This window comes from Candidatus Blastococcus massiliensis AP3 (assembly GCF_000582785.1).
GTDB classification, from domain to species: Bacteria; Actinomycetota; Actinomycetes; order Mycobacteriales; family Geodermatophilaceae; genus Blastococcus; species Blastococcus massiliensis.
Genome location: NZ_HG931173.1, coordinates 779,183 through 805,839, shown reverse-complemented (window position 1 = coordinate 805,839; position 26,657 = coordinate 779,183). Strand labels below are relative to the sequence as shown.

Genomic DNA, 26,657 nt, shown 5'->3' with positions numbered 1-26,657 from the left:
CCTCCACGCGGGTCCCGTAGACGTTGCGTCCGCCCAGCCGCACCCCGAGGGCACCGGCCATCGCGGCCTCGCACCGGCCGGAGTTGGGGCTCGGATGCGCCGCGCCGTCGCGGAGCCAGGTGCGCAGCGCCCCGCCGGCCGAGCCGCCGCAGGTCCTCGCGCAGGCGACGGTGAGCGCCGCGGTCAGCCGGGCCGGCACCCAGTTGGCGGCGTCGTCCAGCCGGGCCGCCGCCCAGCCGAAGCGCTCGTGGCGCGGCGACAGGTGGCCGACCATGGCGTCGAGCGTGTTCACCGCCCGGTAGCCGAGCAGTCCGGGCAGGCCGGCGACTGCGCCCCAGAACAGCGGCGCGACGGCCGCGTCCGAGGTGTTCTCCGCGACCGACTCCACCGTCGCCCGGGCCAGCCCGTCCGCTCCCAGGGTGCTCGGGTCGCGTCCGGCCAGCGTCGGCAGCGCCGCACGGCCGGCCTCGACGTCGCCGGCCTCCAGCGCGGTCCGCATGCGCTCGGCCGCGCGACCGAGCGAGGTGCCACCGAGCACCGCCCACGTGGCCGCGGCGGTGGCCAGGGTCCGGGCGACCGGGCGGCGCCGCGTGGCCCGGTCCACCAGATTTCCGAGCCCGGCGGTCGCCGCGACCAGCCCGGTCGCGTAACCGCTGCCGACCGCCCGGGAGTCCCGCCAGACCGCCCGCTCGAGCGCCGCGGCCACCGCGCCGAACCCGGCCACCGGGTGGGCGCGCCGGGGGTCGGCGAACAGCAGGTCGGCGGCGGCGCCGAGGGCCAGGCCGGTCGCGATCGGGGTGTCCATCGCGCTCATCGTGTCAACAGGTCCCCGGGCGCCGGTGCCTAGGATCGCCCGTCGTGCGGGAGAACGAGCGGGCCGGACCCGCGCCGGTGACCGTCGTGGGCATCGGCGCCGACGGCTGGGACGGCCTGTCGCCGAGCGCGCGGGCCGCGATCGAGGGCGCCGAGGTGCTGCGGGGCAGCGCCCGGCAGTTGGGCCTCGTGCCGGGCGACGTGCCCGCCGAGCGGGTGCCCTGGCCCTCGCCGATGGGGCCCGAGCTGGAGGCGCTGCCGGGCGCGCACCCGGGCTGCCGTGTCGTGGTGCTGGCCAGCGGCGACCCGATGCTGTCCGGGGTCGGCACCTCGCTCGTGCGGCTGCACGGCGCCGATGCCGTCCGCGTCGTGCCGCACCCCTCGTCGGTGACGCTCGCGTGCGCCCGCCTGGGATGGGCGGTCGAGGAGACGGCCGTGGTCTCCCTCGTCGGCCGGCCGCTGGAGCTGCTCGTCCCGCACGTGACGCCGGGACGTCGGCTGCTCGTGCTCGGCTCCGACGGCGGCACCCCGGCTTCGGTCGCCGGCCTGCTCGCGCACCTGGGCCACGGCGCGAGCCGGGTCACCGCGCTGGCCCAGCTGGGCGGGCCGGGGGAGCGCGTCGTGGGCGACCTCGCCGCCGAATGGACCCACGGCGACGTCGATCCACTGGTGGTGACCGCGGTCGAGGTCGTCCCCGATCCCGGCACGGAGCCGCTGTCCACCGTGCCCGGGCTGCCCGACGAGGCGTACGAGTCCGACGGCCAGCTCACCAAGCGCGACGTCCGGGCCGTCACCCTCGCCCGGCTGGTGCCGCTGCCCGGTCAGCTGCTCTGGGACGTCGGTGCCGGTGCCGGCTCGATCGGCATCGAATGGATGCGCTCGCATCCCTCCTGCCGGGCCGTCGCCGTCGAGTCGCATCCCGACCGGGTGCACCGCATCCGCCGGAACGCCGCCCGGCTCGGCGTCCCCGGCCTGGAGGTGGTCGAGGGGCAGGCGCCCGAGGCGCTCACGGGGCTGCCCGCCCCGGACGCCGTCTTCGTCGGCGGAGGAGTGACGGTGCCCGGCGTGCTGGCCGCGTGCTGGGAGGCGCTGCGCCCCGGCGGCCGGCTGGTGGTCAACGCGGTCACGCTGGAGAGCGAGGCGTGGGTCGCCCGGTGGCGTGCGGAGGTCGGCGGCGAGCTGACCCGGCTGCAGGTGTCGCAGGCGAGCGCCGTCGGGAGCCTCACCGCGATGCGCCCGGCCCTGCCGGTGACCGTCTGGAGCGTGACGAGATGACCGTGCACTTCATCGGCGCCGGCCCGGGGGCGGCGGACCTGGTCACGCTGCGGGCGGCCCGCATCATCGCGGCCGCGCCCGTCTGCCTCTACGCCGGCGCCCTGGTGCCGCGCGAGCTGCTCGACACCGCCCCGGCCGGCGCGCGGCTGGTCGACACCGCCGACCTCGACCTGGACCAGATCACCGCCGAGCTGGTGGCCGCCCACGAGGCCGGGCTGGACGTCGCCCGGCTGCACTCCGGTGACCCGTCGGTCTACAGCGCGATGGCCGAGCAGATGCGCCGGCTGGACGCGCACGGCGTGCCCTACGACGTCGTCCCCGGGGTGCCGGCGTTCGCCGCCGCCGCCGCCTCGCTCAAGCGCGAGCTGACCGTGCCGGGGGTGGGCCAGACGGTGATCCTGACCCGTACCTCGGCCCGGTCCACGCCGATGCCACCGGGGGAGGACCTCGCCACGCTGGGCGCCTCGCGGGCGACGCTGGTGCTGCACCTGGCCGTCCAGCGGATCGCCGAGCTGGTGCCCGAACTGCTGCCGCACTACGGCGCCGACTGCCCGGTGGCGGTCGTCGCCCGGGCCAGCCGGGACGACGAGCTCATCCTGCGGGGGACCCTGGCCGACATCGCCGGGCAGGTTCAGGACGCCGGGGTGAAGCGCACGGCGGTCGTGATCGTGGGTGCCGTGCTGACCGCCGGGGAGTTCCCCGACAGCCACCTCTACTCGACGACGAGATGCCGCACTCAGGCCTGACCGACGACGGTGCCGCCGCGGTCGATGACCACGACGTCCACCTCGACGGGGGCGCCGCGCAGCACCCCGAGTGCGGTGTCCCGGGCGCCGGCCGCGACGAGGTCGCCCAGCGGCAGCCCGGCGGCCTGGCACTGCTGCAGCGCGTCGAGCGCGGTGTTCGCCGCACGGACGCCGTCCACCAGGTCCGGTGCTCCCCCTGCCGAGCGCACCATGGCCGCCAGCGACTCCGTCGACACCTGGGAGCGACCCGAGTGCAGGTCGAGGTGACCGTCCGCGAGCTTGGCCAGCTTGCCGATGCCGCCGGCCACGGTGAGCCGCGGAACGGGGTGCCGGCGCAGGTACTTGAGCACCGCGCCCGCGAAGTCGCCCATGTCCAGGAGCGCGTCCTCGGGGAGTCCGTGGAGCTCGCTCACCACCCGCTCGCTGGTCGAGCCGGTGCACCCGGCCACGTGCCGGTGGCCGGCCGCCCGGGCGACGTCGATGCCGCGGCGGATCGAGTCGATCCACGACGAGCAGGAGTACGGGACGACGACGCCGGTGGTGCCCAGGATCGAGAGCCCGCCGAGGATGCCCAGCCGCGGGTTCCAGGTCCGCCGCGCCAGCTCCTCGCCGTGCTCCACCGAGATCTCGACGACGACGTCGCCGGTGCCGCCGTGGCGGGCGGCGACCGCGGCGACGTGCTCGCGGATGAACTGCCGCGGCATGGGGTTGATCGCCGGTTCCCCGACCGCCAGCGGGAGCCCGGGCTTGGTGACCGTGCCGACGCCCTCGCCGGCGCGGAACGTCACGCCGGTGCCCGGCTCGCCGGGCGTGACCCGGGCCGAGACGAGGGCCCCGTGGGTGACGTCGGGGTCGTCGCCGGCGTCCTTGACGACGCCGACGGTGGCCGTGCCGTCGGCGAGGAGCTCCGTCGCCAGCGCGAACGACGGGCGCTTCTCGTTCGGCAGCTCGATGGACACCGGGTCGGGGAACTCGCCGGTGAGCAGCGCGGTGTAGGCGGCGGTGGTGGCGGCGGTCGCGCAGGCGCCGGTCGTCCACCCGTAGCGCAGCCCCGTGCTGCCCTCCCTGCCCGCCCTCGTCACGTGATCAGGATGCACCGGTGGTGAGCGGGACCGGCCGGGTGCTGGTGCTGGGCGGCACGGGGGAGGCCCGCCGGCTGGCCGGGGCGCTGGTCGCCGACGGCGTGGACGTCGTCAGCTCGCTGGCCGGGCGGGTCGCCGATCCGGTGCTGCCCGAGGGATCGGTGCGGGTCGGTGGCTTCGGCGGGGTCGTCGGGCTGACGGCCTGGCTCGAGGCGCATCCCGTGACCGCGGTCGTGGACGCGACGCACCCCTTCGCCACCACGATGACCGCGTCCGCCGCGTCGGCCGCGGACCTCACCGGCGTCCCGCTGCTGCGGCTGCAGCGACCCGGCTGGGCCGAGCAGCCGGGCGACGACTGGCGCTGGGTCGGTTCGCTGGAGGAGGCGGCCGAGGCGGTCGCCGGGTTCGCGCACGTCTTCGTCACCACCGGCCGGACCGGTCTGGGCGCCTTCGCCGGCCTCAGCCAGGAGGTGCTGGTCCGCAGCGTCGACCCGCCCGACCCGCCCCTGCCCCCGCGCACCACCGTCGTGCTGGAGCGGGGTCCGTTCAGCGTCGACGACGAACTGGCCCTGCTGCGCGAGCACGGGGTGGACGTCGTCGTCACGAAGGACTCGGGCGGGCACCTGACCGAGGCGAAGCTGACCGCGGCGCGGCTGCTGGGGATCCCCGTGGTCGTCGTCCGCCGCCCGCCCCTGCCGGCCGGGCTCGTCGTCGTCGCGACCGTCGACGAGGCGCGGGCCTGGGTGCTGGCTCAGCCGGGGTAGGTCCGCGACGTCCAGACCTCGCCGGACGGTCCCACCCGGGTCTGCGACGACCCGACGATCAGCAGGCAGCGCATGTCGACGGTCTCCGGGTCGAGGCCGCCGAGCGTCGTGACGGTGAGCTGCTCCTCGGGGCCGCCCACGTCCCGGCCGAGGACGACCACGGTGTCGGCCGAGCGGGTCTCGAGCAGCACCTTCTGCGCCTCCCCGAGCTGGTGCGGGCGGTGCTTCGACCGGGGGTTGTAGAGGGCGATCACCAGGTCGGCGGCCGCCGCGTGCCGCAGCCGGTCGACGACGACGTCCCACGGCTTGAGCACGTCGGACAGCGACATCACGCAGAAGTCGTGCCCGAGCGGGGCGCCGACCTTCGAGGCCACCGCCTGAGCCGCGGTGAGCCCGGGGACGACGCGCACCGGGACGCCCGCGAACTCGGGTCGTCCGGCCACCTCGAGCACCGCGGCGGCCATCGCGAAGACGCCGGGGTCGCCGCTGGAGACCACCGCGACCCGGCGGCCGGAGCGCGCCAGCTCCAGCGCGTGGGCGGCCCGCTCGGCCTCCACCCGGTTGTCGCTCGGGTACCGCTCCTGGCGGGGGTTGGCCGGCACCCGGTCCAGGTAGGGGCCGTAGCCGATGAGGACGTCCGCGCCGGCGAGCGCGTCGGCGGCCTCGGGCGTCGTCCAGTACCGGGCGCCGGGACCCAGCCCGACCACGACCACTCCGCCGGCGGTCGCGTCCTCGTGGGCGGTCCGCTCCTCGACGGGCAGCTCGCCGGTGAGCGGGCTCGGCAGCAGGGCGAGGGAGAAGTACGGCACGCTCGCCGGGTCGACGTCGGACAGCGGCATGGTCCGCTGTCCGTCGGTCGTGGCGCGCTCGACGTAGAGGGCCCGGTCGAGGACGCCGGCGCGGTCGAACGCCTCGCGGACCTGCGGAAAGGTGCGGCCGAGCTTCATCACGGCGGCGGAGTCCGTCGTCGACAGCCACTCGGCGAGCTCCTCGGCGGGCAGCGTGCCCGGCAGGACGGTGAGCACCTCGTCCCGCTCGACCAGCGGCCGGCCGACGGCCGCCGCCGCGCCGCTCACGCTGGTGACGCCGGGGACGACCTCGGTCGGGAAGCGGTGCGCGAGCCGCTTGTGCATGTGCATGTACGAGCCGTAGAAGAACGGGTCGCCCTCGGCCAGGACGACGACGTCGCGGCCGGCGTCCAGGTGCGCGGCCAGCCGTGCGGCCGCGGCCTCGTAGAACTCGTCGATGGCGCCCTGGTAGCCACCGGGGTGGTCCGTGGTCTCGGTGGTGACCGGATAGACGAGCAGCTCCTCGATCTGGCCCTCCCGCAGGTACGGGGCGGCGATCCCACGAGCCACCGACCGGCCGTGCCGAGCCGCGTGGAAGGCGACGACGTCGGCGGTGCCGATCAGCCGGGCGGCCTTGACGGTGAGCAGCTCCGGGTCACCGGGCCCGAGCCCGACCCCGTAGAGACGCCCCGTTCCGCTCGGTGCATCGCTCATTCGACGTCGCTCGCGATCGCGTTCACCGCGGCGGCGGTGATCGCGCTGCCGCCCCGCCGGCCGCGGACGACGAGGAAGTCCAGATCCGAGGCGGCCAGGGCGTCCTTGGACTCGGCCGCGCCGATGAAGCCCACCGGGATGCCCAGGACGGCGGCCGGCCGGGGACCTCCGGCGGCGACCATCTCCAGCAGGTGGAACAGCGCGGTGGGTGCGTTGCCGATCGCGACCACGGCACCGTCGAGCCGGTCGCGCCACAGTTCGAGTGCGGCGGCGGTGCGGGTCGTGCCCAGGTCCGCGGCGAGTGCGGGCGTGCGCGGGTCGTTGAGCGTGCAGACGACGTCGTTGTCCTTCGGCAGCCGGCGCCGCGTGACGCCCGAGGCGACCATCTGGACGTCGCAGAGCACGGGCGCGCCGGCGTCCAGAGCCGCCCGGGCGCGCTCGACGACGGCGGGGGAGTACGCCACGTCCTCGACCAGGTCCACCTGCCCGCAGGCATGGATCATGCGGACCGCCACCCGCGCGACGTCCTCGGGCATCCCGCCCAGGTCCGCCTCGGCGCGGATGGTCGCGAACGACTGCCGGTAGATCTCGGCGCCGTCCTTCTCGTACTCGTACCTCTGCTCGGACATCGGCGAGGAGGCTACGTGCCGGTCGTGACCCGGTAGCCCTGGCCGGTGGCGACCACGTCGACGACGCCGCCCGACGGCCGGCCGCAGCGCCGCTCGCACCCCACCCAGTGCTGCCGGGCGCCCTGCGCCGGGAGCGAGCCGCGGGCCACCGCCGTGACGACGTCCGCACGGACGTCGGCCAGCGACTTCGCGCACCCGGGGCGCCCGGCACACGCGGTGACGCGCAGCCAGGCGCTGCCGGGGTCGAGGACGACGCCGGCTCGGGCCAGGTCGGTGGCGGCCCCCGCGTCGGCAAGGTCCGGCAGCACGACGCTGCGCCACGGGGTCAGCTGCAGATCGCCGACCGCGGTCCCCGCGAGCAGCTCCGCCTGCGCCGCGGTGAGCCGGCCCAGCGGCACGACGGCGACCAGCGCGGTCCGGCCGTCGTCCTGGGGGACCACGCCGGCCGGGCCGATGGCCGGTGCCGTCGGGACGGCGACCGGCGCCGAGCGGGCCGCACCGAGCGCGGCGGCGATCCGGGGCGGGCCCCCGGTCAGCTCGGCCACCCGCCAGGCCGTGCCGCCCTGCTGCTCCCGGACGTCGAGGAACGCCCGGGTCGCGGCGAGCGCCAGGGCGACGGCGTCGTCGGGATCCGTGCGCACCCCGGTGTCGGTGCCGGCCAGCAGCAGCGCCACGGTGCGCCCGTCGAGGGCCAGGAGCCCGATGTCGGCGCCCAGGCCCGCGACGTCGCCCCGCCCGTCGTCGAAGGCGGCGAGGAAACGGCCGGGCAGCGCCGCCAGCCGCGGGTCCGAGCACAGCCCCGCGTCGAACGCCGGCACCCAGGACCGCACGTCGAGCAGCCCGCCGGCCCGCCCGCTCAGGACGCTCGCCAGGACGTTGCGCGCCGTCTCGTGGGTGGCGCTCGGCAGCAGCCCGATCGCCGCCAGCCGGTCGCCGAGCTCGGCCTCGGAGCCCGACCGCAGTCCGCGCAGCTGCACGTTCCCCCGGCTGGTGAGCTCCAGCGCGCCGTCCCCCAGCTCGCGCGCCGCGGCACTGAGGACGCGCAGTTGCGCGGGGGTCAGCGCGCCGCCGGGAACCCGGACCCGGGCCAGGGCGCCGTCGGCGGCGGGGTGCGTCTGCAGCGCGCCGGGGCAGGCGTCGGCGCGGTCGCGGAGGGGGCGGGCTGCGGTCATGACGGTGGCGAGGCTACGTCGGCGCCTCGGCGCAGGGGCCTGGCCGGCCGCGGGGTACGGTCCCGTCATCACGGCAGTCAGCGAGGAAGTCGGTGCGAGTCCGACGCGGTCCCGCCACTGTGAGCCCGGCCCTGCACCTCGGGAGCCCGGGTGAGCCAGACACTCCGGCTGCCGTGCCCGACGACCCGGGGCGCGGACCCCGAGTGAGGAACGCGCCGTGGGCGACCCCGCCTTCACCCTGCTGTCCACCAGCGACACCGACCTGCTGTCCGCCCGGGCCTCCGGAGTCGGCTGGCGGCTGGGCAATCCCGCGCGGCTCGACGGCGCGGAGACTGCGGCCCTGGTCGAGGGCAGCGCGCTGGTCGTGGTCCGAATCCTGGGCATCCGGCGGCAGTACGAGGAGATGCTGGCGCCGCTGCTGGCCGGGCCGGCGCCGGTCGTCGTCCTCGGCGGGGAGCAGGTGCCCGACGCCGAGCTGATGGAGCTGTCCACCGTCCCCATGGGGGTGGCCACCGAGGCGCACGGCTACCTGGCGCAGGGCGGGCCGGACAACCTCGTCCAGCTGCACCGGTTCCTGTCCGACACCGTGCTGCTCACCGGGAAGGGGTTCGAGCCGCCGTCGGTCGCCCCGGAGTGGGGAGTGCTCGAGCGGGACGGGCGGGGAACCGGCCCCACGGTCGCCGTCCTCTACTACCGGGCGCACCACCTGGCCGGGAACACCGCGTTCGTGGAGTCCCTGTGCCGGGCGATCGAGGACGCGGGTGGCCGGGCGCTGCCGGTGTTCACGTCCTCGCTGCGCTCGGTCGACCCGGAACTGCTGGAGACCCTCCGCGGCGTCGACGCGATGGTGGTCACGGTGCTGGCTGCCGGTGGCGCGCGCCCGGCGACCGCGCAGGCGGGCGGGGACGACGGCGCCTGGGACGTCGGCGAGCTCGCCGCCCTGGACGTGCCCGTGATCCAGGGGCTGTGCCTGACGCGCTCCCGCGAGGACTGGGCCGCGGACGACGACGGGCTCTCACCGCTCGACGTCGGCAACCAGGTCGCGATCCCCGAGTTCGACGGCCGGCTGATCAGCGTGCCGTTCTCCTTCAAGGAGACCGACGCCGACGGGCTGACGCACTACGTCGCCGACCCCGAGCGGGCGGCGCGGGTGGCCGGCACCGCCGTCGCCCATGCCCGCCTGCGGCACACCCCGCCCGCGGAGCGGCGGATCGTGGTGATGCTCTCGGCCTATCCGACCAAGCACGCCCGCATCGGCAACGCGGTCGGCCTCGACACCCCCGCCTCGGTGGTCCGCCTGCTCGCCGCGATGGCGGGCCAGGGGTACGACATCGGGCCGCACGACGGACCCGGCGCGCTGCCGGGTGTGGCCGAGCTCGACGGCGACGCCCTCGTGCACGCCCTCGTCGCCGCCGGCGGCCAGGACGCCGACTGGCTCACCGAGGAGCAGCTCTCGGGCAACCCGGTGCGCATCCCGGCTGCCGAGTACCGCGCCTTCTTCGACACGCTCCCGGCCGACCTGCGCGCGGTGATGGAGGAGCACTGGGGGCCCGCGCCGGGGTCCCTGTTCGTGGACGGGGAGGACATCGTCTTCGCCGCGCTGCGAGCCGGCAACGTCGTCGTGATGGTGCAGCCGCCCCGCGGCTTCGGGGAGAACCCGATCGCGATCTACCACGACCCGGACCTGCCGCCCTCGCACCACTACCTGGCCGCCTACCGGTGGCTGCGCAGCTCCTTCGGTGCGCACGCGCTGGTGCACGTGGGCAAGCACGGCAACCTCGAATGGCTGCCCGGGAAGACCGTCGGGCTGTCGGCCTCGTGCGGGCCGGACGCCGCCCTCGGGGACCTGCCGCTGATCTACCCGTTCCTGGTCAACGACCCCGGCGAGGGGTCGCAGGCCAAGCGCCGGGCGCACGCCACCCTGGTCGACCACATGGTGCCGCCGATGGCCCGGGCCGAGACCTACGGCGACATCGCGCGGCTGGAGCAGTTGCTCGACGAGCACGCCAACGTCGCGGCCATGGACCCGGCCAAGCTGCCCGCCGTCAGGGCGCAGATCTGGACGCTGCTGCAGGCCGCGAAGCTGGACTCCGACCTGGGCCTGAACGAGCGGCCCGAGGACGACCACTTCGACGAGATGATCCTGCACGTCGACGGCTGGCTCTGCGAGATCAAGGACTCGCAGATCCGCGACGGGCTGCACGTCCTCGGGGCCCCGCCTACGGGTGCGAACCGCATCGACCTGGTGCTCGCGATGCTCCGCGCCCGTCAGATCTGGGGCGGCTCGGTCGCCCTGCCGGGCCTGCGCGAGGCACTCGGCCTCGTGGAGGACGGCTCGGCCGGACTGCACGAGACCGACCGGGTCGAGGCGCTGGCCCTCGCCCTCGTGGAAGGCATGGAGGCGGCCGGCTGGGCCCGCACGGCGGTTCCCGCGCTGGTGCGCGAGGTGCTCGGCCGGGACGACGACCAGGTCGCCGCCGTGCTCGCCTTCGCCGCCGACGAGGTGGTGCCGCGGCTCGAGCGCACCACCGACGAGCTGGACGCGACCCTGCACGCCCTGGAGGGCGGGTACGTGCCCGCCGGACCGTCGGGTTCGCCGCTGCGCGGCCTGATCAACGTGCTGCCGACGGGGCGCAACTTCTACTCCGTCGACCCCCGCGCCGTGCCCTCGCGGCTGGCGTGGGAGACGGGGCAGGCGATGGCCGAGTCGCTCGTCGACCGCTACCGGGCGGACACGGGGGAGTACCCCCGGTCGGTCGGGCTGTCGGTGTGGGGCACCTCGGCGATGCGCACCTCGGGCGACGACATCGCCGAGGTGCTCGCCCTGCTCGGCGTCCGGCCGCTGTGGGACGAGGCGTCGCGACGGATCACCGGACTGGAGCCGATCCCGCTGGAGGAGCTGGGCCGACCGCGGATCGACGTGACCGTGCGGATCAGCGGCTTCTTCCGGGATGCCTTCCCGCACGTGGTCACCATGCTCGACGACGCGGTGGCCCTCGCCGCCGGTCTCGACGAGCCGGCCGACGAGAACTTCGTGAAGGCGCACGTCGACGCCGACGTCGCCACGCACGGCGACCGGCGACGGGCGACCACCCGGGTGTTCGGCTCGAAGCCGGGCGCCTACGGTGCCGGGCTGCTCTCCCTCATCGATTCCCGCAACTGGCGCGGGGACGCCGACCTCGCCGAGGTGTACGCGGTGTGGGGCGGCTACGCCTACGGCCGCGACCTCGACGGCGTGCAGGCGCGGCCGGACATGGAGGCGGCCTATCGGCGGATCGCCGTCGCCGCGAAGAACGTCGACACCCGTGAGCACGACATCGCGGACTCCGACGACTACTTCCAGTACCACGGCGGCATGGTCGCGACCGTCCGTGCGCTGACCGGCCGGACACCGGCGGCCTACATCGGGGACTCCACCCGGCCGGAGTCGGTCCGGACCCGTTCGCTGACGGAGGAGACCGCGCGGGTGTTCCGCGCGCGGGTGGTCAACCCGAAGTGGCTGGCCGCGATGCGCCGGCACGGCTACAAGGGTGCGTTCGAGCTGGCCGCCACGGTGGACTACCTGTTCGGCTACGACGCCACGACCGGCGTGGTCGCCGACTGGATGTACGAGAAGCTCGCCCAGACCTACGTCCTCGACCCGGAGAACCGGGAGTTCATGGAGACGTCGAACCCCTGGGCGCTGCACGGCATCGCCGAGCGGCTGCTGGAGGCCGTCGACCGCAAGATGTGGGCCGAGCCGGACCCGGCGCTGCTGGCCGAACTGCAGCAGGCGTACCTGGACACCGAGGGCGACCTGGAGGGCGGCGAGTCCCCGGCCGGAGTGGGCCGGTGACCGGCGCGCCTCAGCCGACCCGGCGCAGCGCGTCGCGGGACAGCGCGGCGATCGACGGGTAGCCGTCGACCGCCATCGTCAGGTCGGTCTCGGCGAGCAGGCAGCGCAGCACGTGCTCGATGCCCTCCTGGCCGCCGACCGCCAGCCCGTACGCGTACGGACGGCCCACTGCGACGGCCCGCGCGCCCATCGCGAGCGCCTTGACGACGTCGGGGCCGCCGCGGACCCCGGAGTCGAAGACCACGGGCACGTCCCCGGCGGCGTCGACGACGTCCGGGAGGCAGTCGATCGCCGGGATCCCGCCGTTGGCCTGGCGCCCGCCGTGGTTGGAGCAGTAGATGCCGTCCATGCCGGCGTCGACCGCGCGCCGCGCGTCGTCGGGGGAGCAGATGCCCTTGAGCAGGATCGGGAGCTTCGTGAGCGACCGGAACCACGCCAGGTCGTCCCAGCTGAGGCTCTGGTTGCCGAAGATCGACGCCCAGTGGCCGACGGCGCCCTGCGGGTCCTCCTCGGGCGGCGCGGTGAGCCGGGAGCGGAACACCGGGTCGGAGGTGTAGTTGGCCAGGCACAGGCCGGTGAGCTGCGGGAAGCTGGCGATGGTCAGGTCCCGCGGCCGCCAGCCGAGGGTGAGCGTGTCGAGCGTGATCACGATGGCGCGGTAGCCGGCCGCCTCGGCCCGCCGGACCAGGCTCTCGGTCAGCTCGCGGTCGTTCGGCGGGTACAGCTGGAACCAGCCCGGGGTGTCCCCGAGCGCGGCGGCGACGTCCTCCAGCGGGTCCTGCATCAGGGTCGAGGCGATCATCGGCACGCCGGTCGCCGCGGCGGCGCGGGCGGTGGTGAGGTCACCGTGCCCCTCGGGCTCGCAGATCCCGATGACGCCGACCGGGGCCAGCATGAGCGGCGTCGGGAGCTGCTGACCGAACAGCTCGACGCCGAGGTCGCGCTGCGCCGCCCCGGCGAGCATGCGCGGCATCAGGCCCCACCGCTCGAAGGCGGTGACGTTGCTGCGCTGGGTGTGCTCGTTGCCGGCCCCGCCGGCGACGTAGGACCACACCTCCTCGGACATGGCCGCCTCGGCGGCCCGCTCGAGGGACGCGTAGTCCATCGGGAGCGTCGGCTTCTGGCCGACGAGCCCGTTGAAGTAGATCCCGAACTGCCAGTCGCCGTGGTTGGCCACGTGCACTCCCTCGGTCTCGCAGGCCCGGGTCGGAGCCTGCCCATCGGCCGGATCGTAGGCATCTGGCCGCCGTGCGCCGGCTTTCGCCCCCGCCGCACCGGCAAAGCCCTTGACGCGGTGAACTGAATCACAATTCAATTGCCCGGCGCGAGCCGGGCGGCGAGGTCACCCGGGCCGGTCCGAAGCCTCGGCTCCGCGGGAGAGGACGACGATGACCGTCGACGACAGGTTCACCGACGAGTTCCGCCAGCAGCAGGTCGAGCAGGGAGAGCTCGGCACGTGGAACGAGATCATCACCGGTCCCGTGTCCGACTGGGCCACGGACTTCTCCCACACCGAGCCCGAGTACGCGCAGCACGCGATCGAGATCTGGGCGGACCTGCGCGGCCGCTGCCCGATCGCGCGCACCGAGCGCTTCGGCGGCGCATGGCTGCCGACCCGGTACGAGGACGTCGCCGCGGTCGCCTACGACACCGAGCACTTCAGCTCCCGGGCGATCATCGCGGGCAACTACCGGCCCCCGCTGAGCATCGCCCCGGTCGGTGGTGAGCCGCCGATCTCGTCGGACCCGCCGTTCCACCACGACGCCCGCAAGCTCCTGCTGCCGGCCTTCACGAAGACGAAGGTGGCCACGCAGGAGGTCACGACCCGGGCCTTCTGCCACTCGCTCATCGACGGCTTCGCCGGTCGCGACGTGGTGGACGCGGCCAAGGAGTACGGCATGCACATCCCGATCCGGGTGATCGCGGACATGCTCGGCTTCCCGGCCGAGGACGCGCCGCGGTTCAAGGGGTTCGTCGAGGACGTGCTCGAGGCGATCAACAAGCCCCTGGAGGAGCGCGAGGCCCAGGGCGACGAGCTGTTCGACTACCTGCTCGAGCAGATCCGGGACCACGTCGAGAACCCGCGCGACGATCTGACGACCTACCTGATCAACGCCGAGCTGTACGGCGAGAAGCTCGAGCCGATGCACGTGGCCGGCACCATGGGGCTGCTGCTCATCGCCGGCATCGACACGACGTGGAGCGCGATCGGCGCCTCCCTGTGGCACCTCGCCCAGCACCCCGAGGACCGCAAGCGGCTGGTGGCGGATCCGTCGCTGCGCCCGAAGGCGGTCGAGGAGTTCCTCCGCGCCTACGCGCCGGTCACCATGGCGCGCCTGGTCAAGGAGGACATCGAGTTCGGCGGGGTGCAGATGAAGAAGGAGGACTGGGTCCTCCTGCCGTTCCCGGCGGCCAACCGCGACCCGGAGCGCTTCGAGCGGGCCGACGAGGTGGTCATCGACCGCGAGGTGAACCGGCACGCCGCGTTCGGGCTGGGCATCCACCGCTGCGTCGGGTCGCACCTGGCCCGGATGGAGCTGACCGTGGCGCTCGACGTCTGGCTGGACCGCGTCCCGGAGTTCTCCCTCGAGGACCCGGACGTCGTCCGGTGGTCGACCGGCCAGGTGCGCGGGCCGCGGGTCATGCCGCTGCGCATCGGCTGACCCGGAGCGGGTCCGCTCAGCTCAGGAGGTCGACGAGGAGCTGGGTGGCGATCAGGCCGGCGACGGCGAGGACCAGCCAGGCGAACCACCGGCGCAGCCGGTCCGTGTCGGTGCGCGCGGCGAGCCGTCCGGCGACGAGAGCGGCCGCGACCGCGGCGGCGGTGAAGGCGACGGTCACCGGGACGTCGAGCGTCGTCTCCCCGGCGTGCGCGGCGAACCCGGCCGCCGAGTTGATCGCCACCACCACCAGGGACGTGCCGATGGCGGTGGCCATCGGCAGGCCCAGCGCCAGCACCAGCACCGGGATGATGAGGAAGCCGCCACCGACGCCGAGCAGGCCGGTGAGGAAGCCGACCACGAGACCGCCCGCGAGCGTGCGCGGCAGGCAGCGCCGCCAGTTCACGGCGCCGCCGTCGACCGCGCACGCGGTGCCGATCGACGGCTCCTCCTGCAGCATCCGGAGCCCGGCCCCGACCATCAGGGCGGCGAACAGCGACAGGGTCACCGCGTCGGGCAGCAGCCGGTTCACCGCCGCACCGGCGAAGGCCGTCACCGCGCCGGCCGCGCCGAAGAGCAGGCCGATCCGCCAGCCGATCTGCCGCGCCCGCAGTCGGGGCAGGACCGCGACGACCGAGGTGATGCCCACGACGACCAGCGAGGTGGCCACCGCCTGCTGCAGGTCCTGGCCGGCGACGTAGACCAGCGCGGGCACCGCGAGGATCGAGCCGCCGCCGCCCAGCAGCCCGACGAGCGCGCCGATGACCAGGCCGAGGGCGATCGGGACCGCGATCGTCATCGTGCTGCCGGAGCGGGAGCGGACATCAGCGGCGTCCGAGGATCCTGCTCAGCCAGCCGCCGGACCGCTCGGACTTCGGGTGGCCGGGGCACTGCTGGGCGCTGGGCACGCGGGCCATGACCTGGTCGACGTGCTGGCCGCAGCCGGCCCAGGTCGTCTTTCCGCAGGTGGTGCAGGGAACTGCTCGGCACATGGTGGCTCTCCTCAGGTCGGTGGTGGCCGGCGGCCACCCGGTCAGTCGTGGGCGAAGCGGATGCTCGGCAGGACCCGGGTGAGCCACCGCGGGCTCCACCAGGCGGCCGAGCCGGTGAGCCGGAGCATCACGGGCAGCAGCACGAGGCGGACGAGGAAGGCGTCGAGCAGGACCGCGATGCCGAGGATGATGCCCATCTCCTTGGGCGGCAGGGGGCCGGACAGGGCGAAGGTGAAGAACACCGCCACCATGACCGCGCCGGCGGCGAAGATGACCCGGCCGGAGTGGGCCAGCGCGCCGATCATGGCCTCGCGCGGGTCTCCCGAGCGCTCGTAGTGCTCCTTCGCGCTGGCCAGCAGGAAGACCGTGTAGTCCATCGCGATCGCGAAGATCATCGCGAAGAAGAACACCGGCGCCCACGCGTCGAGGAAGCCCTGGCTCTCGAAGCCGAAGAACCCGGCTCCGATGCCCTCCTGGAAGATCAGCCGGGCGACGCCGAACGCGGCTGCGGTGGAGAGCAGGCTGGCCAGGGTGCCCAGCAGCGAGATCAGCGGCGCCTGCAGCGCGACCAGCAGCAGCAGGAAGCCGAGCACCAGGACGACACCGATGACCAGGGGGGTCGACCGGTCGAGCTGGTCCTTGAGGTCCAGGTTCTCCACAGCGGCGCCACCGACCAGGGCCGAGGCGGGCAGGTCCGCGCGCAGCCGGTCGACGAGCGTGGACAGCGCCGGGTCGGACGGGTCGACCGTCGGGACGGCCTGGACCAGCACGAGGTCGGTGCCGTCGACGGCCGGCATCGCCGGCATCACACCCGCGATACCGGGATCGTCGCTGAGCACGGAGCCGACCGCCGTCGCGTCATCGCCGGAGGCGACCACCTGCAGGGTGCCAGGGGCGCCCTCCCCGAACGCCTCCTGGACCTGGTCGTAGCCGACCCGCGCGCTGGCGTCCTCCGGAAGAACCTTGATCGACGGCATGGCCGTCGTGAGCCCCACGATCGGCGCCGCGAGGGCGAGGAGGATGAGCAGCGAACCGACACCGAAGGCCACGGGACGCTTCCACAGCAGCTCCCCCCACCGGGCGAACCGCGGCGAGCGGTGCTCGCCCGCGCGCACCCACGGGAGCGCCAGCCTGTTGATCCGGTGGTCGAGCTTGAACAGGACCAGCGGCAGCAGCGTCAGGGTGGCGGCGAGGACGAAGACGACGGCGAGCATGATGCCGCCGGCCATCGACCGGAACGAGGGCGAGGGGACCAGCATCACCGCCGAGAGGGAGATGAGCACCGTCACCCCGGAGAGCAGGACCGCCTTGCCCGCGGTGTCCATGGTCTCGGCGATGGCGCGCACCGGCGAGACGCCTGCGCCCATCCGCGCGGCCCGGAAGCGCACCACCAGGAACAGCGCGTAGTCGATGCCCAGGGCCAGCGCGAACATCATCGCGAAGTTCATCGCCCAGATGGAGACCGGCACCAGCTCGTTGATCAGGACCAGCGACCCGGCGGAGGCGACCAGTCCGGCGAGGGTGAGCAGCAGGGGCAGCCCTGCGGCCACGAGGGCGCCGAAGGCCAGCACGAGGATGCCCAGGGTCACCGGCCACGAGAGCATCTCGGACTTGAGCATCGCGTCGAGGTTGGCTTCGTTGAAGTCCGACCACAGCAGCGAGGCGCCGGTCGGGTTGACCTGCACCGTTCCCGTCGACAGTTCCTCCAGCGGACCCTTGAGGTCGTCGGCGACGCGCACCATCTCGTTGGTGTCGGCGCCCGCACCGGCCAGCAGGATCGCCGTCGACCCATCCGGGCTGAGCGTCGCGCCGGGCTGCGGCTGCATGACGGTGCCGATCCGGTCGTCGGCGGTCAGGAGGTCGGTGGCCTCGGCGAGGACGCCGGCCCCCGGCCCCTCGGTGACCGGCCCGTCATCGCTCTGGACGACGACCTGGATGGCGGAGCTCGCGTTGCCCCCGAAGTGATCCACCGCGAGTTCGCGCGCGGCCACCGAGTCGGAGCCGTCGGCCTGCCAGCCGGCACCGGAGAGCGCGGACTCGACGCGGGGGGCGAAGAAGCCGAGGCCGACGACGAGCAGCAACCAGACGACGGTCGTCGTCCTGGCGTGCGCGGTGACCCAGACGCCCAGGCGGCCGAGCGGGCCGGAGCGCGGGGAGGGAGGAGTCGGGACAGGGGGGCGGCTGGGTGCCGTCGTGGTCACGGGGTCGGTCGCTCTCATCGAGGGGAGGTGGGGGTCAGCGGGCGTCGTCGTCGTGCAGACCGACGGCGGCCGCACCGGCGTCGGCGTCGCCGTAGCCACCGTCGACCAGGACGGGCCGGCGACCGTTGCGGGCGAGCAGGGAGGCGGCGATCGAGGCGCGGTAGCCCGACCCGCAGTAGACCCACACGTCGCCGTCGGGCACCTCGTCGATGCGGTCGGCCATCTCGTGGATGGGGATGTGCCGCGATCCGCGGACCCCGCCCCCGGCGCGCTCGTCGGCACGGCGCGCGTCCACGACGACCAACTGCGGGTCGGCGGCCATGGCCGTGGCGAGGCCGGCGAAGTCGCTCACCGGGTAGGAGGCGGTGTCCTGGCCGGCGGCGAGCTGCTCCGGGCTGCCGATCGCAGCGCCGGCGAGCCGGTCGATCCCGATGCGGACGAGCTCACGGCGGGCGTCCGCGACCTGCTGCTCGGTCTCGCCGATGAGGGTCAGCGGCGCTCCCCACGGCACGAGCCAGCCGACGTAGGTGACGAAGTTGGCGACGGCGAACTCGAAGTTGAGCGCGCCGGGCAGGTGGCCGGCGGCGAAGGCGGTGCGGCTGCGCAGGTCGATCACCCACTCACCGGCGGACAGACGGTCCGCCAGCTCGGCGGGGTCGACCAACCGGGGCATCGAGAGGTCCACCGGGGCCGGCCCGGCGGCGTTGACCGGGCCCATGTGGGTGTACCAGGCGGGGATGGCGGTGAGACCGGCGATCAGCTGGTCGACGAACGTCTGCTCGTCCTGGGTCAGGGCGGGGTTCACCTGCGCCTGTTCGCCGACGGTGGAGGAGTCGCCGCTGGTCGGGGTGGCCGCGCAGAACGAGCCGAACCCGTGGCTCGGGAAGACCGGCGTGCCGGCCGGCAGCTCCTCGACCAGCCGGCGGACCGAGTGGTACTGGGCGTGGGTGAGCTCGTCGGTGTGCTCGGGACCGACCAGGTCCGTGCGTCCGGTCGCGCCGTAGAGCATCGACCCGCCGGTGAACACCGCCTGCACCGTTCCGTCGGCGTCGGCCAGCGCGTAGCTGACGTGGTGGTGGGTGTGCCCGGGGGTGTGCAGCACGCGCAGCCGCATCGGACCGGCCTCGAGCACGTCGCCGTCGGCGGCCGGCACCCGGTCGTAGGCGACGGTGTCCCCGGCCGGGACGACGTAGTCCGCGCCCACGGTGCGCGCGAGCTCCAGGCCGCCGGTCACGTAGTCGTTGTGCAGGTGGGTCTCGAGCACGAGCGCGATGCGGACGCCGCGCTTCTCGGTGAGGGTCAGCACCCGGTCGATGTCGCGCTGCGGGTCGACGACCACGCCGACGCCGTCCGCGCTGACCAGGTAGCTGCGGTCGCCGAGCCCGGTGGTCTCGATGACGTCGATCTGCACGATGGTGTCTCCTCTGTACGGTACGGGGCACGGGTATGTGTGGGCGAAATGGAAGGCGGGTCAGACGGTCGGAAGGCCGTCGCCGACCCATCGGTCCATGCCGCCGTCGAGGTTGGCGACGTCGAAGCCCTGGCCGGCGAGGAACTGCGCGGCCTGCGCGCTGCGCCCGCCGGCTCGGCAGACAGTGATCACCGGACGGCTGCGGTCGAGCTCGAAGGCGCGGGCGGGCAGCTGGCCCAGCGGTATGTGCGTGCTGCCGGCGATCCGGCCCTCGGTCAGCTCGGCGGCCTCCCGGACGTCGAGGACGACGGCGTCGGTGCGGTCGGCGGCCTGGGCGGGGGTGACGTGGGGGATCTGCGGGGTCATGGTGGCTCCAGAGGGTGGTCAGGCGAGGGAGAGGAAGAGGCGCTCGAGCTCGCGCAGGTCGAGCTCCCGGGTCTCGCTGTCCCCGTTGGTCGAGCAGTAGCGCATCCCGGTCGAGACGACAGCGAATCCGGCCTTGTTCAGTGCTTTGGACGCGGCGGCGAGCTGGGTGACGACCGCCGAGCAGTCCCGGCCGTCCTCGATCATGCGGACGATGCCGCCGATCTGGCCTTCGATGCGCTTGAGCCGCTTGACCACGTCGACGAGCTCGCCCTGGGGGATGTCCATGGGTCAACCGTACATACCCCCAGGGGTATAGGCAAGCGCGGCGGCCACGGGCCAGCGGGAGCCGGACTCAGTCGACCGGAGCGGACCACAGGAAGGCGTCGCGGAGCAGCTCCCCCCGGCTCGACTCGGGCCATCGCTGGCCGCCGAAGATGACCAGGTCCCGGCCCAGGGCGGCGCCGGACCGGTCGTACGCGCCGTCGCGGTCCGGCGGTGGCGGAATGGTCACGAACGCGTCCGCATCGCTGTCGTAGACCAGGGCTCCGGACGACAGGTGCCCGATGCCGGAGATCGCGCGGTCGCGGTCGAGGACGCCGCTGATGTCCTCGTGGTCACCGGGCAGTGCGGGCAGTGCCGACCACGTCCAGGTGTCGGGGTCCAGGAGCCAGCCGGACGAGTCCCGGTAGTGCCCGTTCAGCAGGGGGCCTCGGTCGGTGGGCAGCAGCTGGTACCCGCCCCCGGGGCGCGTTCGGGACGTCGATCCACTCCTGGCGGGTGAGGTCGAACCGCGCGGTGCGCTTGGTGTCCTCCTCGAGGCCGTCCGGGTCGCCCATCGAGGAGGCGGCGAGAACGAGCTGATCTCCCACGTGCACGTAGAAGCGGTCGTGGTCGTCGTCGGTCAGCGGGTCGTTCGGCAGCTCCGCGAACGTCGCGAGCTCGGGGTCGAAGAGGAGGTCAGGGACCTCGCCCAGGCCTTCACTGCTGTTGTGGACGAGCAGGTCCTGGCCGACCACGGTGAGGTTCCGGCCGTGCGTCGGAGGGCCGGGGACCGGGCCGTGGTCGGTCCACCGGTCGTCGGACACGTCGTAGGCCAGCAGTCGGGGCTGCGCGTCGCAGAGCGGGCCGGTCTCGCACCCGGTGATCAGGTATGCGGTGTCGTCGATCGCGGCCGTCGACGCCGAGACCAGGCCGAAGGGCGCCGGGGCGATGGTGCGCCAGGAGTCGCTCGTCCGGTCGTAGACCGCACCGTCGGCGAACATCGGACCTGGGGGAGCGGCGCAGTCGGCGTTCGGGGGGCAGAGGAACTCCCACCCTCCGACGACGAGCAGCTCGTCGCCCAGCCCGACGAGTACGGCGCCCACGCGCGGACTCAGGGGTGGGTCGGGCAGCTGGCGCCACGTCCCGGCCTCGGCGCCCGGGGCCGGCTCCGCGTCTGCCGCGGTCGAGCAGCCCGCCACGCCCGCCAGCAGAAGGGCCCCGACGAGCACCGCACCGCGGAATCCCGTGTCCATGGCTCTCAGACGTGCGCCGGCGGGCATCCGTTCCCGCCTGGACGACGACGGAGCGACCGAAGTCATTGACAGAGTGAACTGAATCACATTTCATTTCCGGTATGGGACGCACCGTCGGCGCGAACGCCGATGCGACACGGCAGCGTCTGCTGAGGGCCGCGGCCGACGTCTTCGCAGCCCGCGGCTACGACGGCACCCGCGTCGCGGACATCGCGAGCGCGGCAGGGCTGAGCAACAGCGCGCTGTACTGCTACTTCACGTCGCGGGCCGATCTGTTGATCGGCGCCCTGCGGACGTACGGGCGGCGGCCGCTCGCCGACCTGGTGGCGCGCTTCCCCACCCGCTCGGTGGCCGACCTGCTCCTGCAGACCGGAGCCGCGCTGCGGCGCCAGCATCCGCCGGAGGACTTCCTCGCGATCGAGGCGTTGATCGCGGCCCGGCACCACGGAGAGGTCGCCGCAGCCCTGCGCGAGTACATCGGCGAGCGGGCCGACTGGCTCTCCGCCCTGGTGCGGGACGGCCAGTCCCGCGGCGAGCTCGACCCCGCGCTCTCGCCCCAGGCGGTCGCGCACTTCTGCCTGGCCCTGGCGGCCGGGACGACCCTCATCAACCCCGACCTGCACGACGTCGACGACGAGGAGTGGACCCAGCTCCTCATCCAGGTCGTCACCAGCCTCGAACCCGTCCAGACCGGCCAAGAGATCGGAACCCCCACATGAGAGTCAGCATCGATTCCACGACGTGCCAGGGCCACGGCCGCTGCTACGACCTCGCCCCGGACCTGTTCGGCGAGGACGAGGAGGGCTACGCGACCCTGACCGAGGTCACCGCCGACCAGGACGTCCCCAGCGACCGCGAGCACGACGCCCGGCTCGCCGCCGCCAACTGCCCCGAGTCGGCCGTCCTGGTCCACGAGCAGGCGCGGGTATGACCGTCGACGACAGGTTCACCGAGGAGGCTCGCCAGGAGCGACTCGCCCAGGTCCAGCTCGGCACGGTCAACGAGATCGTGTCCGGGCCGGTGTCCGACTGGACCACCGACTTCTCCCACTTCGAGGAGGAGTACGCCGAGAACGCGATCGAGGTCTGGGACGACCTGCGGGGGCGCTGTCCGGTCGCACGCACCGAGCGCTTCGGTGGGGCGTGGCTGCCCACGCGGTACGAGGACGTCGCCGCGATCGCCTACGACACCGAGCACTTCACGTCCCGGGCGATCATCGTGAGCAACGTCCGGCCCCCGCTGGACCTGGCGCCGGTGGGGGTGGCGCCGCCGATCTCGTCCGACCCGCCCTTCCACCACGATGCGCGCAAGCTCCTCCTGCCCGCGTTCACCAAGACGAACGTGGCCAAGCAGGAGATCACCACGCGCGCGTTCTGCCACTCGCTGATCGACGGCTTCGCGGGCCGGGACGTCGTGGACGCCGCGACGGACTACGGCATGTACATCCCCATGCGGGTGATCGCCGACATGCTCGGCTTCCCCCAGGAGGACACCGAGAAGTTCGTCCGGTTCGTCGAGAACGCGCTCGAAGGCGCGAACGGGCCGATCGAGGAGCGTCAGGAGAGGGGGATGGCGCTGTCGGACTACCTGTTCGAGCAGGTCCGCGACCACCTCGACGACCCGCGCGACGACCTGACGACCTATCTGATCAACGCCGAACTGTACGGGCAGCGGCTGTCCCCGCAGCACGTGGTGGGCACGATGACCCTGCTGCTCATCGCCGGCATCGACACCACGTGGAGCGCCATCGGTGCCTCGCTGTGGCACCTCGCGAAGAACCCGCAGGACCGGAAGCGACTCGTCGAGGACCCGTCGCTGCGCCCGAAGGCGGTCGAGGAGTTCCTCCGCGCCTACGCCCCGGTCACGATGGCGCGCCTGGTCAAGGAGGACGTGGAGCTCGGCGGGGTGCAGATGAAGAAGGAGGACTGGGTCCTGCTTCCCTTCCCCGCCGCGAACCGCGACCCGGAGCGGTTCGAGCGGGCCGACGAGGTGATCATCGACCGCGAGGTCAACCGGCACGCCGCCTTCGGTCTCGGCATCCACCGCTGCGTCGGGTCGCACCTGGCGAGGATGGAGCTGACCGTGGCGCTCGACGTCTGGCTGGACCGCATCCCCGAGTTCAGCCTGGCCGACCCGGACGCCGTGCGGTGGTCGGCCGGCCAGATCCGCGGACCCCGGGCGCTGCCGATGCGCATCGGCTGATCCGCGGCGGCAGGCGAGTCCGCGGGAGCGGTCCCCGTTCCCTGCGGGCCGCTCGCTATCGTCGGCCGACCACGGCCCCAGGTACCGCCGTGGTCGGCCGCCCGCGCGAGTGCCCAGCCCAGGAGATGTCGTGAGCACCGGACCGGCACTGGCCCGACGGCTGGGAACGGGCGACGCCGTCGTCATCGGACTGGGGTCGATGATCGGCGCCGGGGTGTTCGCCGCGTTCGCGCCCGCGGCACAGGCCGCCGGCGCCGGCCTGCTGGTCGGCCTGCTGATCGCCGCCGTCGTCGCCTACTGCAACGCGACCGCGTCGGCGCAGCTCGCCGCGCAGTACCCCGTGTCCGGTGGGACGTACGTCTACGGGCGCGAGCGCCTGGGGGAGTGGTGGGGCTTCCTCGCCGGCTGGGGGTTCGTGGTCGGCAAGACGGCCAGCTGCGCGGCGATGGCCCTGACCTTCGCCGCGTACGCCGCTCCCGCGGGGTGGCAGCGGCCGGTGGCGGTCGCCGCGGTCCTCGGTCTGACGGCGGTCAACTACCGCGGCGTGACCCGCACGGCCGGCCTCACGCGGATCATCGTGACCGTCGTGCTGACCGCCCTCGCGGTCGCGGTGACCGCCGGGCTGCTCGGTGGCGAGGCCGGCGCCGGGGGATCGGGGACCTGGACCGCCTCCGACGGCGGCGTGTACGGCGTCCTGCAGTCGGCCGGGCTGCTGTTCTTCGCCTTCGCGGGGTACGCGCGGATCGCGACCATGGGCGAGGAGGTGCGCGACCCGGAACGAACCATCCCGCGGGCGATCCCGCTGGCGCTGGGCATCGCCGTCGCGGTCTACGCCGTCGTCGCCATGGCCCTGCTCGAGGTGCTCGGCCCGGAGGGCATCGCCGCCACGGCTGCTCCGCTGGCGGCGGCTGTCGACGGGAGCGGCTGGACCTGGGCGGCGCCGGTGGTCCGTGTCGGCGCGGCGGCCGCCGCCCTCGGGGCCCTGCTCGCGCTCATCGCCGGCGTGGGGCGGACCAGCCTGGCGATGGCCCGCGAGGGTGATCTGCCGCGGTTCCTGGCCGCGGTGCACCCGCGCTTCCACGTGCCGCATCGCGCCGAGATCGCCCTCGGCGTGCTGGTCTGCTGCCTGGTGCTGACCGTCGACCTGCGCGGTGCGATCGGCTTCTCCTCGTTCGGCGTGCTGCTGTACTACGTCGTCGCCAACGCCGCTGCCCTCACCCAGGACCGGGAGCACCGCCGCTTCCCCCGGGCGCTGCAGGTTCTCGGAGCCTTCGGCTGCCTGGTGCTGGTCGCCACGCTTCCGTGGGAGGCGGTGGTCGGTGGCCTGGCCGTGTTCGCCGTAGGCATCGCGTACCGGGCGACCCGGCTACGGCTCGCCGCGAGGCCGGAGGAGCACCGCACGCCGTCATGACGGTCGCGTGACAACTCGGCGCGCACGGGGTGCGGTCCGGCCGTGCCGGGTAGGGACGGGCCAAGTGATCGAGAGGAGACAGCCCGTGCTCGGATTCATCGCGTTGCTGCTGGTCGTGTGGTTGCTGCTCGTCGTCGTCGGGGCGGTGGTGGAGGGGCTCTTCTGGCTCCTCGTCATCGGTGCCGTCCTGTTCGTGGCCACCGCCGCCTTCGGCTGGATCAGGCGCAACACGAACGTGTGAGTGGACCGGCGCGGACGCGACTCGGCGCGGACGCGACGAGGCCCTGGTCAGTTGCCTGACCAGGGCCTTCGTCGCGTGGGGTGAGTGACGGGACTTGAACCCGCGACATCCAGGATCACAACCTGGCGCTCTACCAGCTGAGCTACACCCACCACGGCCCCCGCGTATGCGGGGGAGCCGGCGCAACGATACCGGAGCCGCCGCCCGACCCGACGGGGCCGGGGGAGCGGCGTGCCTCACGCTCCGGCGGCGGGCTCCCCGTCCTCGCCCGCCAGCAGCGCGGCGAAGCCGCCGACGACCTCGTCGGCCGCGCTCTTGGCCTGCGAGCTGCTGGGGCCGGGTGCGGGCACGAAGAGGGTGCGCCGGTAGTAGGCGAGCTCGCGGACCGACTCGATGATGTCGGCCAGCGCGCGGTGCGCCAGGCCCTTCGCGGGCTGCGCGAAGTAGACGCGGGGGAACCAGCGGCGGGCCAGTTCCTTGACCGAGGAGACGTCGACCATCCGGTAGTGCAGGTGGTCGTCGAGCTCGGGCATGTCCCGGGCGAGGAAGCCGCGGTCGGTGGCGATCGAGTTGCCGCACAGCGGAGCCGACCGGCGCTCGGGGGCGAACCGCTTCACGTAGGCGAGGATCTGCTGCTCGGCCTCGGCCACGGTCAGCGTCGAGGCGCGCACCTCCTCGGTGAGCCCCGACTTGCGGTGCATCTCCTGGACGACGTCGTCCATCCCGTCGAGCGCGGCGTCGTCGGCGCCGATGATGAGGTCCAGCCCCGGGTCCAGGACGTTGAGCTCGGAGTCGGTGATCAGCACCGCGACCTCGATGAGCTTGTCCTTGACGATGTCGAGCCCGGTCATCTCGCAATCGATCCAGACCAGGTGCCCTGCGCTCTCTGCCACGGCGCCCGACAGTACGCACCGTTCCCGGCGCCGTGCCGCGGACGTGGGGCGCGTCGCACCGGGCGGGGCCGGTGATTCGCGGAGGAGCCCGGCGCGGGGCCCGAGACCGCACCGTGACGTGACGTAGCGTCGGGAGGAACGCCGGTGTGGACCACCGCCGGCTGCGACCGGTGCCGCGAAGCCGACCACCCCACCGCCCGGAGGACGACGTGCTGCCCCTGACCCCGCTGCCTCCGCAGACGGACGGGGAACGCGCCTTCTTCGCCGAACTGGTGCGCTGGGACACGGGCAACGCGGTCCGGGGTGCGGTCATGGCCGCGATCCCGTTCTCCGACGGGCCGCTCCAGCGCCGGCTCTCCGACGCGATCCTCATCGTCCCCGAGGGCATCGCCGTCGTCCGGGTCGCGGAGGTGGTGCGCCAGTCCGGCGTGGTCACCGCGTCGCCGGAGGGGCCGTGGACGATCGGCCCGGCCGGCACCGGCGGTGCGGTCCTCCAGCTCGCCGGTGGTGGGTCGACGCCGCTGGACGGCTTGATGCGCGCCGGGATGGAGACGGCAGTGCGGCTGCGCCGGGCAGGGCTCGAACCCGGCCGCATCGCCCGGCTCACCGTGCTCGCCGGCGACGTCCAGGGCCTGCTGCCTGCCGACGGCGACCTCGGCGAGGGCGACCAGGTGGCGCTCCTCGAGACCCGGTCGCTCCTGCTGGGCATCGCCCGGGCCAGCCGGTACGCGGGGGTCGACAACCCTCGGCTGTGGACCACGGCCGACGTCCGAGCCGCCCTCGAGGCCCTCGGCCTGCAGGGGCGCGGACCCTCGGTGCAGGAGCTCAACGGGGAGGGCTTCCCCTACTCGCCCTACGTGCTCCGCCGGCCGCAGCTGCTGACCCCCGCGGCGATGGCCGCCTCACCGGCGGCCGCCGGTCCGGAGGCGCCGGTGCCCGCCGATCCGG

General features: G+C 74.0%; 25 protein-coding genes, 1 tRNA gene, 1 pseudogene and 1 riboswitch. Of the genes and pseudogenes, 11 read left to right on the top strand and 16 right to left on the bottom strand.

From position 1 onward, the window contains the following. Positions 1–805 (bottom strand): cobalamin biosynthesis protein (locus BN344_RS20110; protein WP_231486481.1); only part of this gene is annotated, 805 nt, incomplete at its 3' end. A gap of 53 nt (positions 806–858) precedes the next feature. On the opposite strand from BN344_RS20110, the gene BN344_RS03885 reads away from it, so the two are divergent. Then, a complete protein-coding gene (locus tag BN344_RS03885; protein WP_040337052.1) occupies positions 859–2,088 on the top strand; it encodes a bifunctional cobalt-precorrin-7 (C(5))-methyltransferase/cobalt-precorrin-6B (C(15))-methyltransferase in 1,230 nt (409 codons plus the stop codon). Then, positions 2,085–2,834, top strand: a complete 750-nt coding sequence (gene cobM, locus BN344_RS03880; RefSeq protein ID WP_040337051.1) for a precorrin-4 C(11)-methyltransferase — start codon at positions 2,085–2,087, stop codon at positions 2,832–2,834. The genes BN344_RS03885 and cobM overlap by 4 nt, the downstream gene beginning before the upstream one ends. Here the strand turns inward: cobM and BN344_RS03875 are convergent. Further along, entirely contained in the window at positions 2,825–3,916 is a 1,092-nt protein-coding gene (locus BN344_RS03875) for a cobalt-precorrin-5B (C(1))-methyltransferase (protein WP_040337050.1), read from the bottom strand. The two genes, cobM and BN344_RS03875, sit on opposite strands and share 10 nt — an antisense overlap. A 20-nt stretch (positions 3,917–3,936) precedes the next feature. Here BN344_RS03875 and BN344_RS03870 point away from each other — a divergent pair, with 20 nt between their 5' ends. After that, positions 3,937–4,680 (top strand): cobalt-precorrin-6A reductase, encoded by a 744-nt coding sequence (locus BN344_RS03870; RefSeq protein WP_197022274.1) that lies wholly within the window; start codon positions 3,937–3,939, stop codon positions 4,678–4,680. On the opposite strand, the gene BN344_RS03865 is transcribed toward BN344_RS03870, so the two are convergent. From BN344_RS03865 to BN344_RS03855, 3 genes are read right to left on the bottom strand one after another with little or no spacing between them, the layout of a single operon-like run. After that, a complete protein-coding gene (locus BN344_RS03865; RefSeq protein ID WP_040337049.1) occupies positions 4,668–6,182 on the bottom strand; it encodes a precorrin-2 C(20)-methyltransferase in 1,515 nt (504 codons plus the stop codon). The two genes, BN344_RS03870 and BN344_RS03865, sit on opposite strands and share 13 nt — an antisense overlap. After that, positions 6,179–6,811 (bottom strand): precorrin-8X methylmutase, encoded by a 633-nt coding sequence (locus tag BN344_RS03860; RefSeq protein ID WP_040337048.1) that lies wholly within the window; start codon positions 6,809–6,811, stop codon positions 6,179–6,181. The genes BN344_RS03865 and BN344_RS03860 overlap by 4 nt, the downstream gene beginning before the upstream one ends. 11 nt (positions 6,812–6,822) lie before the next feature. Further along, the gene (locus tag BN344_RS03855; protein WP_040337047.1) at positions 6,823–7,983 is read right to left on the bottom strand and encodes a nitrite/sulfite reductase; all 1,161 of its coding nucleotides are present in this window, start codon (positions 7,981–7,983) and stop codon (positions 6,823–6,825) included. Between the two features lie 82 nt (positions 7,984–8,065). Continuing rightward, positions 8,066–8,148: riboswitch (cobalamin riboswitch) on the top strand. Positions 8,149–8,200: 52 nt separating this feature from the next. Between BN344_RS03855 and cobN the strand changes: the two genes are divergently transcribed. Beyond that, positions 8,201–11,818 (top strand): cobaltochelatase subunit CobN, encoded by a 3,618-nt coding sequence (gene cobN, locus BN344_RS03850; protein WP_051515526.1) that lies wholly within the window; start codon positions 8,201–8,203, stop codon positions 11,816–11,818. 10 nt (positions 11,819–11,828) lie between these two features. Here the strand turns inward: cobN and BN344_RS03845 are convergent, their stop codons facing one another. Then, entirely contained in the window at positions 11,829–12,995 is a 1,167-nt protein-coding gene (locus BN344_RS03845) for a lactate 2-monooxygenase (protein ID WP_040337913.1), read from the bottom strand. Between the two features lie 211 nt (positions 12,996–13,206). Between BN344_RS03845 and BN344_RS03840 the strand changes: the two genes are divergently transcribed. Continuing rightward, the gene (locus BN344_RS03840; protein WP_081788343.1) at positions 13,207–14,481 is read left to right on the top strand and encodes a cytochrome P450; all 1,275 of its coding nucleotides are present in this window, start codon (positions 13,207–13,209) and stop codon (positions 14,479–14,481) included. Between the two features lie 16 nt (positions 14,482–14,497). On the opposite strand, the gene BN344_RS03835 is transcribed toward BN344_RS03840, so the two are convergent. The 8 genes from BN344_RS03835 to BN344_RS03810 all read right to left on the bottom strand — a co-directional run bounded on the left by BN344_RS03835 (position 14,498) and on the right by BN344_RS03810 (position 20,962). After that, positions 14,498–15,277 carry a sulfite exporter TauE/SafE family protein gene (locus BN344_RS03835; protein WP_040337046.1) on the bottom strand — a complete coding sequence of 260 codons (780 nt, stop codon included), beginning with the start codon at positions 15,275–15,277 and terminating at the stop codon, positions 14,498–14,500. A gap of 25 nt (positions 15,278–15,302) precedes the next feature. Next, on the bottom strand, positions 15,303–15,470 hold the full coding sequence (locus tag BN344_RS20105) for a hypothetical protein (RefSeq protein WP_166518180.1): 168 nt from the start codon (positions 15,468–15,470) through the stop codon (positions 15,303–15,305). A gap of 41 nt (positions 15,471–15,511) precedes the next feature. Continuing rightward, on the bottom strand, positions 15,512–17,689 hold the full coding sequence (locus BN344_RS03830) for an MMPL family transporter (protein ID WP_081788468.1): 2,178 nt from the start codon (positions 17,687–17,689) through the stop codon (positions 15,512–15,514). A 16-nt stretch (positions 17,690–17,705) separates the two neighbouring features. Next, complete coding sequence (locus tag BN344_RS03825) at positions 17,706–19,082, bottom strand: MBL fold metallo-hydrolase (protein WP_040337044.1); 1,377 nt, start codon at positions 19,080–19,082, stop codon at positions 17,706–17,708. Positions 19,083–19,142: 60 nt separating this feature from the next. After that, positions 19,143–19,448: a rhodanese-like domain-containing protein gene (locus BN344_RS03820; protein WP_051515525.1), complete on the bottom strand. Its 306-nt coding sequence runs from the start codon at positions 19,446–19,448 to the stop codon at positions 19,143–19,145. Positions 19,449–19,466: 18 nt separating this feature from the next. Further along, positions 19,467–19,733: a metal-sensitive transcriptional regulator gene (locus tag BN344_RS03815; protein ID WP_040337043.1), complete on the bottom strand. Its 267-nt coding sequence runs from the start codon at positions 19,731–19,733 to the stop codon at positions 19,467–19,469. 67 nt (positions 19,734–19,800) lie between these two features. Further along, positions 19,801–19,959 carry a hypothetical protein gene (locus tag BN344_RS19815; protein ID WP_155858739.1) on the bottom strand — a complete coding sequence of 53 codons (159 nt, stop codon included), beginning with the start codon at positions 19,957–19,959 and terminating at the stop codon, positions 19,801–19,803. Between the two features lie 103 nt (positions 19,960–20,062). Further along, entirely contained in the window at positions 20,063–20,962 is a 900-nt protein-coding gene (locus tag BN344_RS03810) for a Kelch repeat-containing protein (protein WP_040337042.1), read from the bottom strand. A gap of 101 nt (positions 20,963–21,063) precedes the next feature. Between BN344_RS03810 and BN344_RS03805 the strand changes: the two genes are divergently transcribed. The 5 genes from BN344_RS03805 (at position 21,064) to BN344_RS20100 (ending at position 24,816) form a co-directional block, all read left to right on the top strand. Beyond that, positions 21,064–21,681 carry a TetR/AcrR family transcriptional regulator gene (locus BN344_RS03805; protein ID WP_051515524.1) on the top strand — a complete coding sequence of 206 codons (618 nt, stop codon included), beginning with the start codon at positions 21,064–21,066 and terminating at the stop codon, positions 21,679–21,681. Continuing rightward, positions 21,678–21,893, top strand: coding sequence for a ferredoxin (locus BN344_RS03800; protein ID WP_040337041.1), 216 nt, complete (start codon positions 21,678–21,680; stop codon positions 21,891–21,893). Before BN344_RS03805 ends, BN344_RS03800 begins: the two co-directional genes overlap by 4 nt. Further along, positions 21,890–23,164, top strand: a complete 1,275-nt coding sequence (locus BN344_RS03795; RefSeq protein WP_081788340.1) for a cytochrome P450 — start codon at positions 21,890–21,892, stop codon at positions 23,162–23,164. The genes BN344_RS03800 and BN344_RS03795 overlap by 4 nt, the downstream gene beginning before the upstream one ends. Positions 23,165–23,294: 130 nt before the next feature. Continuing rightward, entirely contained in the window at positions 23,295–24,575 is a 1,281-nt protein-coding gene (locus BN344_RS03790; RefSeq protein ID WP_040337040.1) for an APC family permease, read from the top strand. Positions 24,576–24,660: 85 nt separating this feature from the next. After that, a complete protein-coding gene (locus BN344_RS20100) occupies positions 24,661–24,816 on the top strand; it encodes a hypothetical protein (RefSeq protein ID WP_040337039.1) in 156 nt (51 codons plus the stop codon). A 76-nt stretch (positions 24,817–24,892) separates the two neighbouring features. On the opposite strand, the gene BN344_RS03780 is transcribed toward BN344_RS20100, so the two are convergent. Together BN344_RS03780 and orn are read right to left on the bottom strand one after the other, a co-directional pair. Further along, positions 24,893–24,968 (bottom strand) — tRNA-His (locus tag BN344_RS03780). Positions 24,969–25,052: 84 nt separating this feature from the next. After that, positions 25,053–25,709 (bottom strand): oligoribonuclease, encoded by a 657-nt coding sequence (gene orn, locus BN344_RS03775; RefSeq protein ID WP_081788339.1) that lies wholly within the window; start codon positions 25,707–25,709, stop codon positions 25,053–25,055. A 209-nt stretch (positions 25,710–25,918) separates the two neighbouring features. Between orn and BN344_RS20095 the strand changes: the two are divergent. After that, a pseudogene (locus tag BN344_RS20095) lies at positions 25,919–26,657 on the top strand (hypothetical protein); the annotation flags it as partial.

What these genes read in the sequence shown, in the direction of transcription:
- cobM (WP_040337051.1), top strand. Translation starts at nt 2,085, where the DNA reads ATGACCGTGCACTTCATCGGCGCCGGCCCGGGGGCGGCGGACCTGGTC.
- BN344_RS03865 (WP_040337049.1), bottom strand. Translation starts at nt 6,182, where the DNA reads ATGAGCGATGCACCGAGCGGAACGGGGCGTCTCTACGGGGTCGGGCTC.
- BN344_RS03860 (WP_040337048.1), bottom strand. Translation starts at nt 6,811, where the DNA reads ATGTCCGAGCAGAGGTACGAGTACGAGAAGGACGGCGCCGAGATCTAC.
- BN344_RS03855 (WP_040337047.1), bottom strand. Translation starts at nt 7,983, where the DNA reads ATGACCGCAGCCCGCCCCCTCCGCGACCGCGCCGACGCCTGCCCCGGC.
- BN344_RS03840 (WP_081788343.1), top strand. Translation starts at nt 13,207, where the DNA reads ATGACCGTCGACGACAGGTTCACCGACGAGTTCCGCCAGCAGCAGGTC.
- BN344_RS03835 (WP_040337046.1), bottom strand. Translation starts at nt 15,277, where the DNA reads ATGACGATCGCGGTCCCGATCGCCCTCGGCCTGGTCATCGGCGCGCTC.
- BN344_RS20105 (WP_166518180.1), bottom strand. Translation starts at nt 15,470, where the DNA reads ATGTGCCGAGCAGTTCCCTGCACCACCTGCGGAAAGACGACCTGGGCC.
- BN344_RS03830 (WP_081788468.1), bottom strand. Translation starts at nt 17,689, where the DNA reads ATGAGAGCGACCGACCCCGTGACCACGACGGCACCCAGCCGCCCCCCT.
- BN344_RS03820 (WP_051515525.1), bottom strand. Translation starts at nt 19,448, where the DNA reads ATGACCCCGCAGATCCCCCACGTCACCCCCGCCCAGGCCGCCGACCGC.
- BN344_RS03815 (WP_040337043.1), bottom strand. Translation starts at nt 19,733, where the DNA reads ATGGACATCCCCCAGGGCGAGCTCGTCGACGTGGTCAAGCGGCTCAAG.
- BN344_RS03810 (WP_040337042.1), bottom strand. Translation starts at nt 20,962, where the DNA reads ATGGACACGGGATTCCGCGGTGCGGTGCTCGTCGGGGCCCTTCTGCTG.
- BN344_RS03805 (WP_051515524.1), top strand. Translation starts at nt 21,064, where the DNA reads ATGGGACGCACCGTCGGCGCGAACGCCGATGCGACACGGCAGCGTCTG.
- BN344_RS03800 (WP_040337041.1), top strand. Translation starts at nt 21,678, where the DNA reads ATGAGAGTCAGCATCGATTCCACGACGTGCCAGGGCCACGGCCGCTGC.
- BN344_RS03795 (WP_081788340.1), top strand. Translation starts at nt 21,890, where the DNA reads ATGACCGTCGACGACAGGTTCACCGAGGAGGCTCGCCAGGAGCGACTC.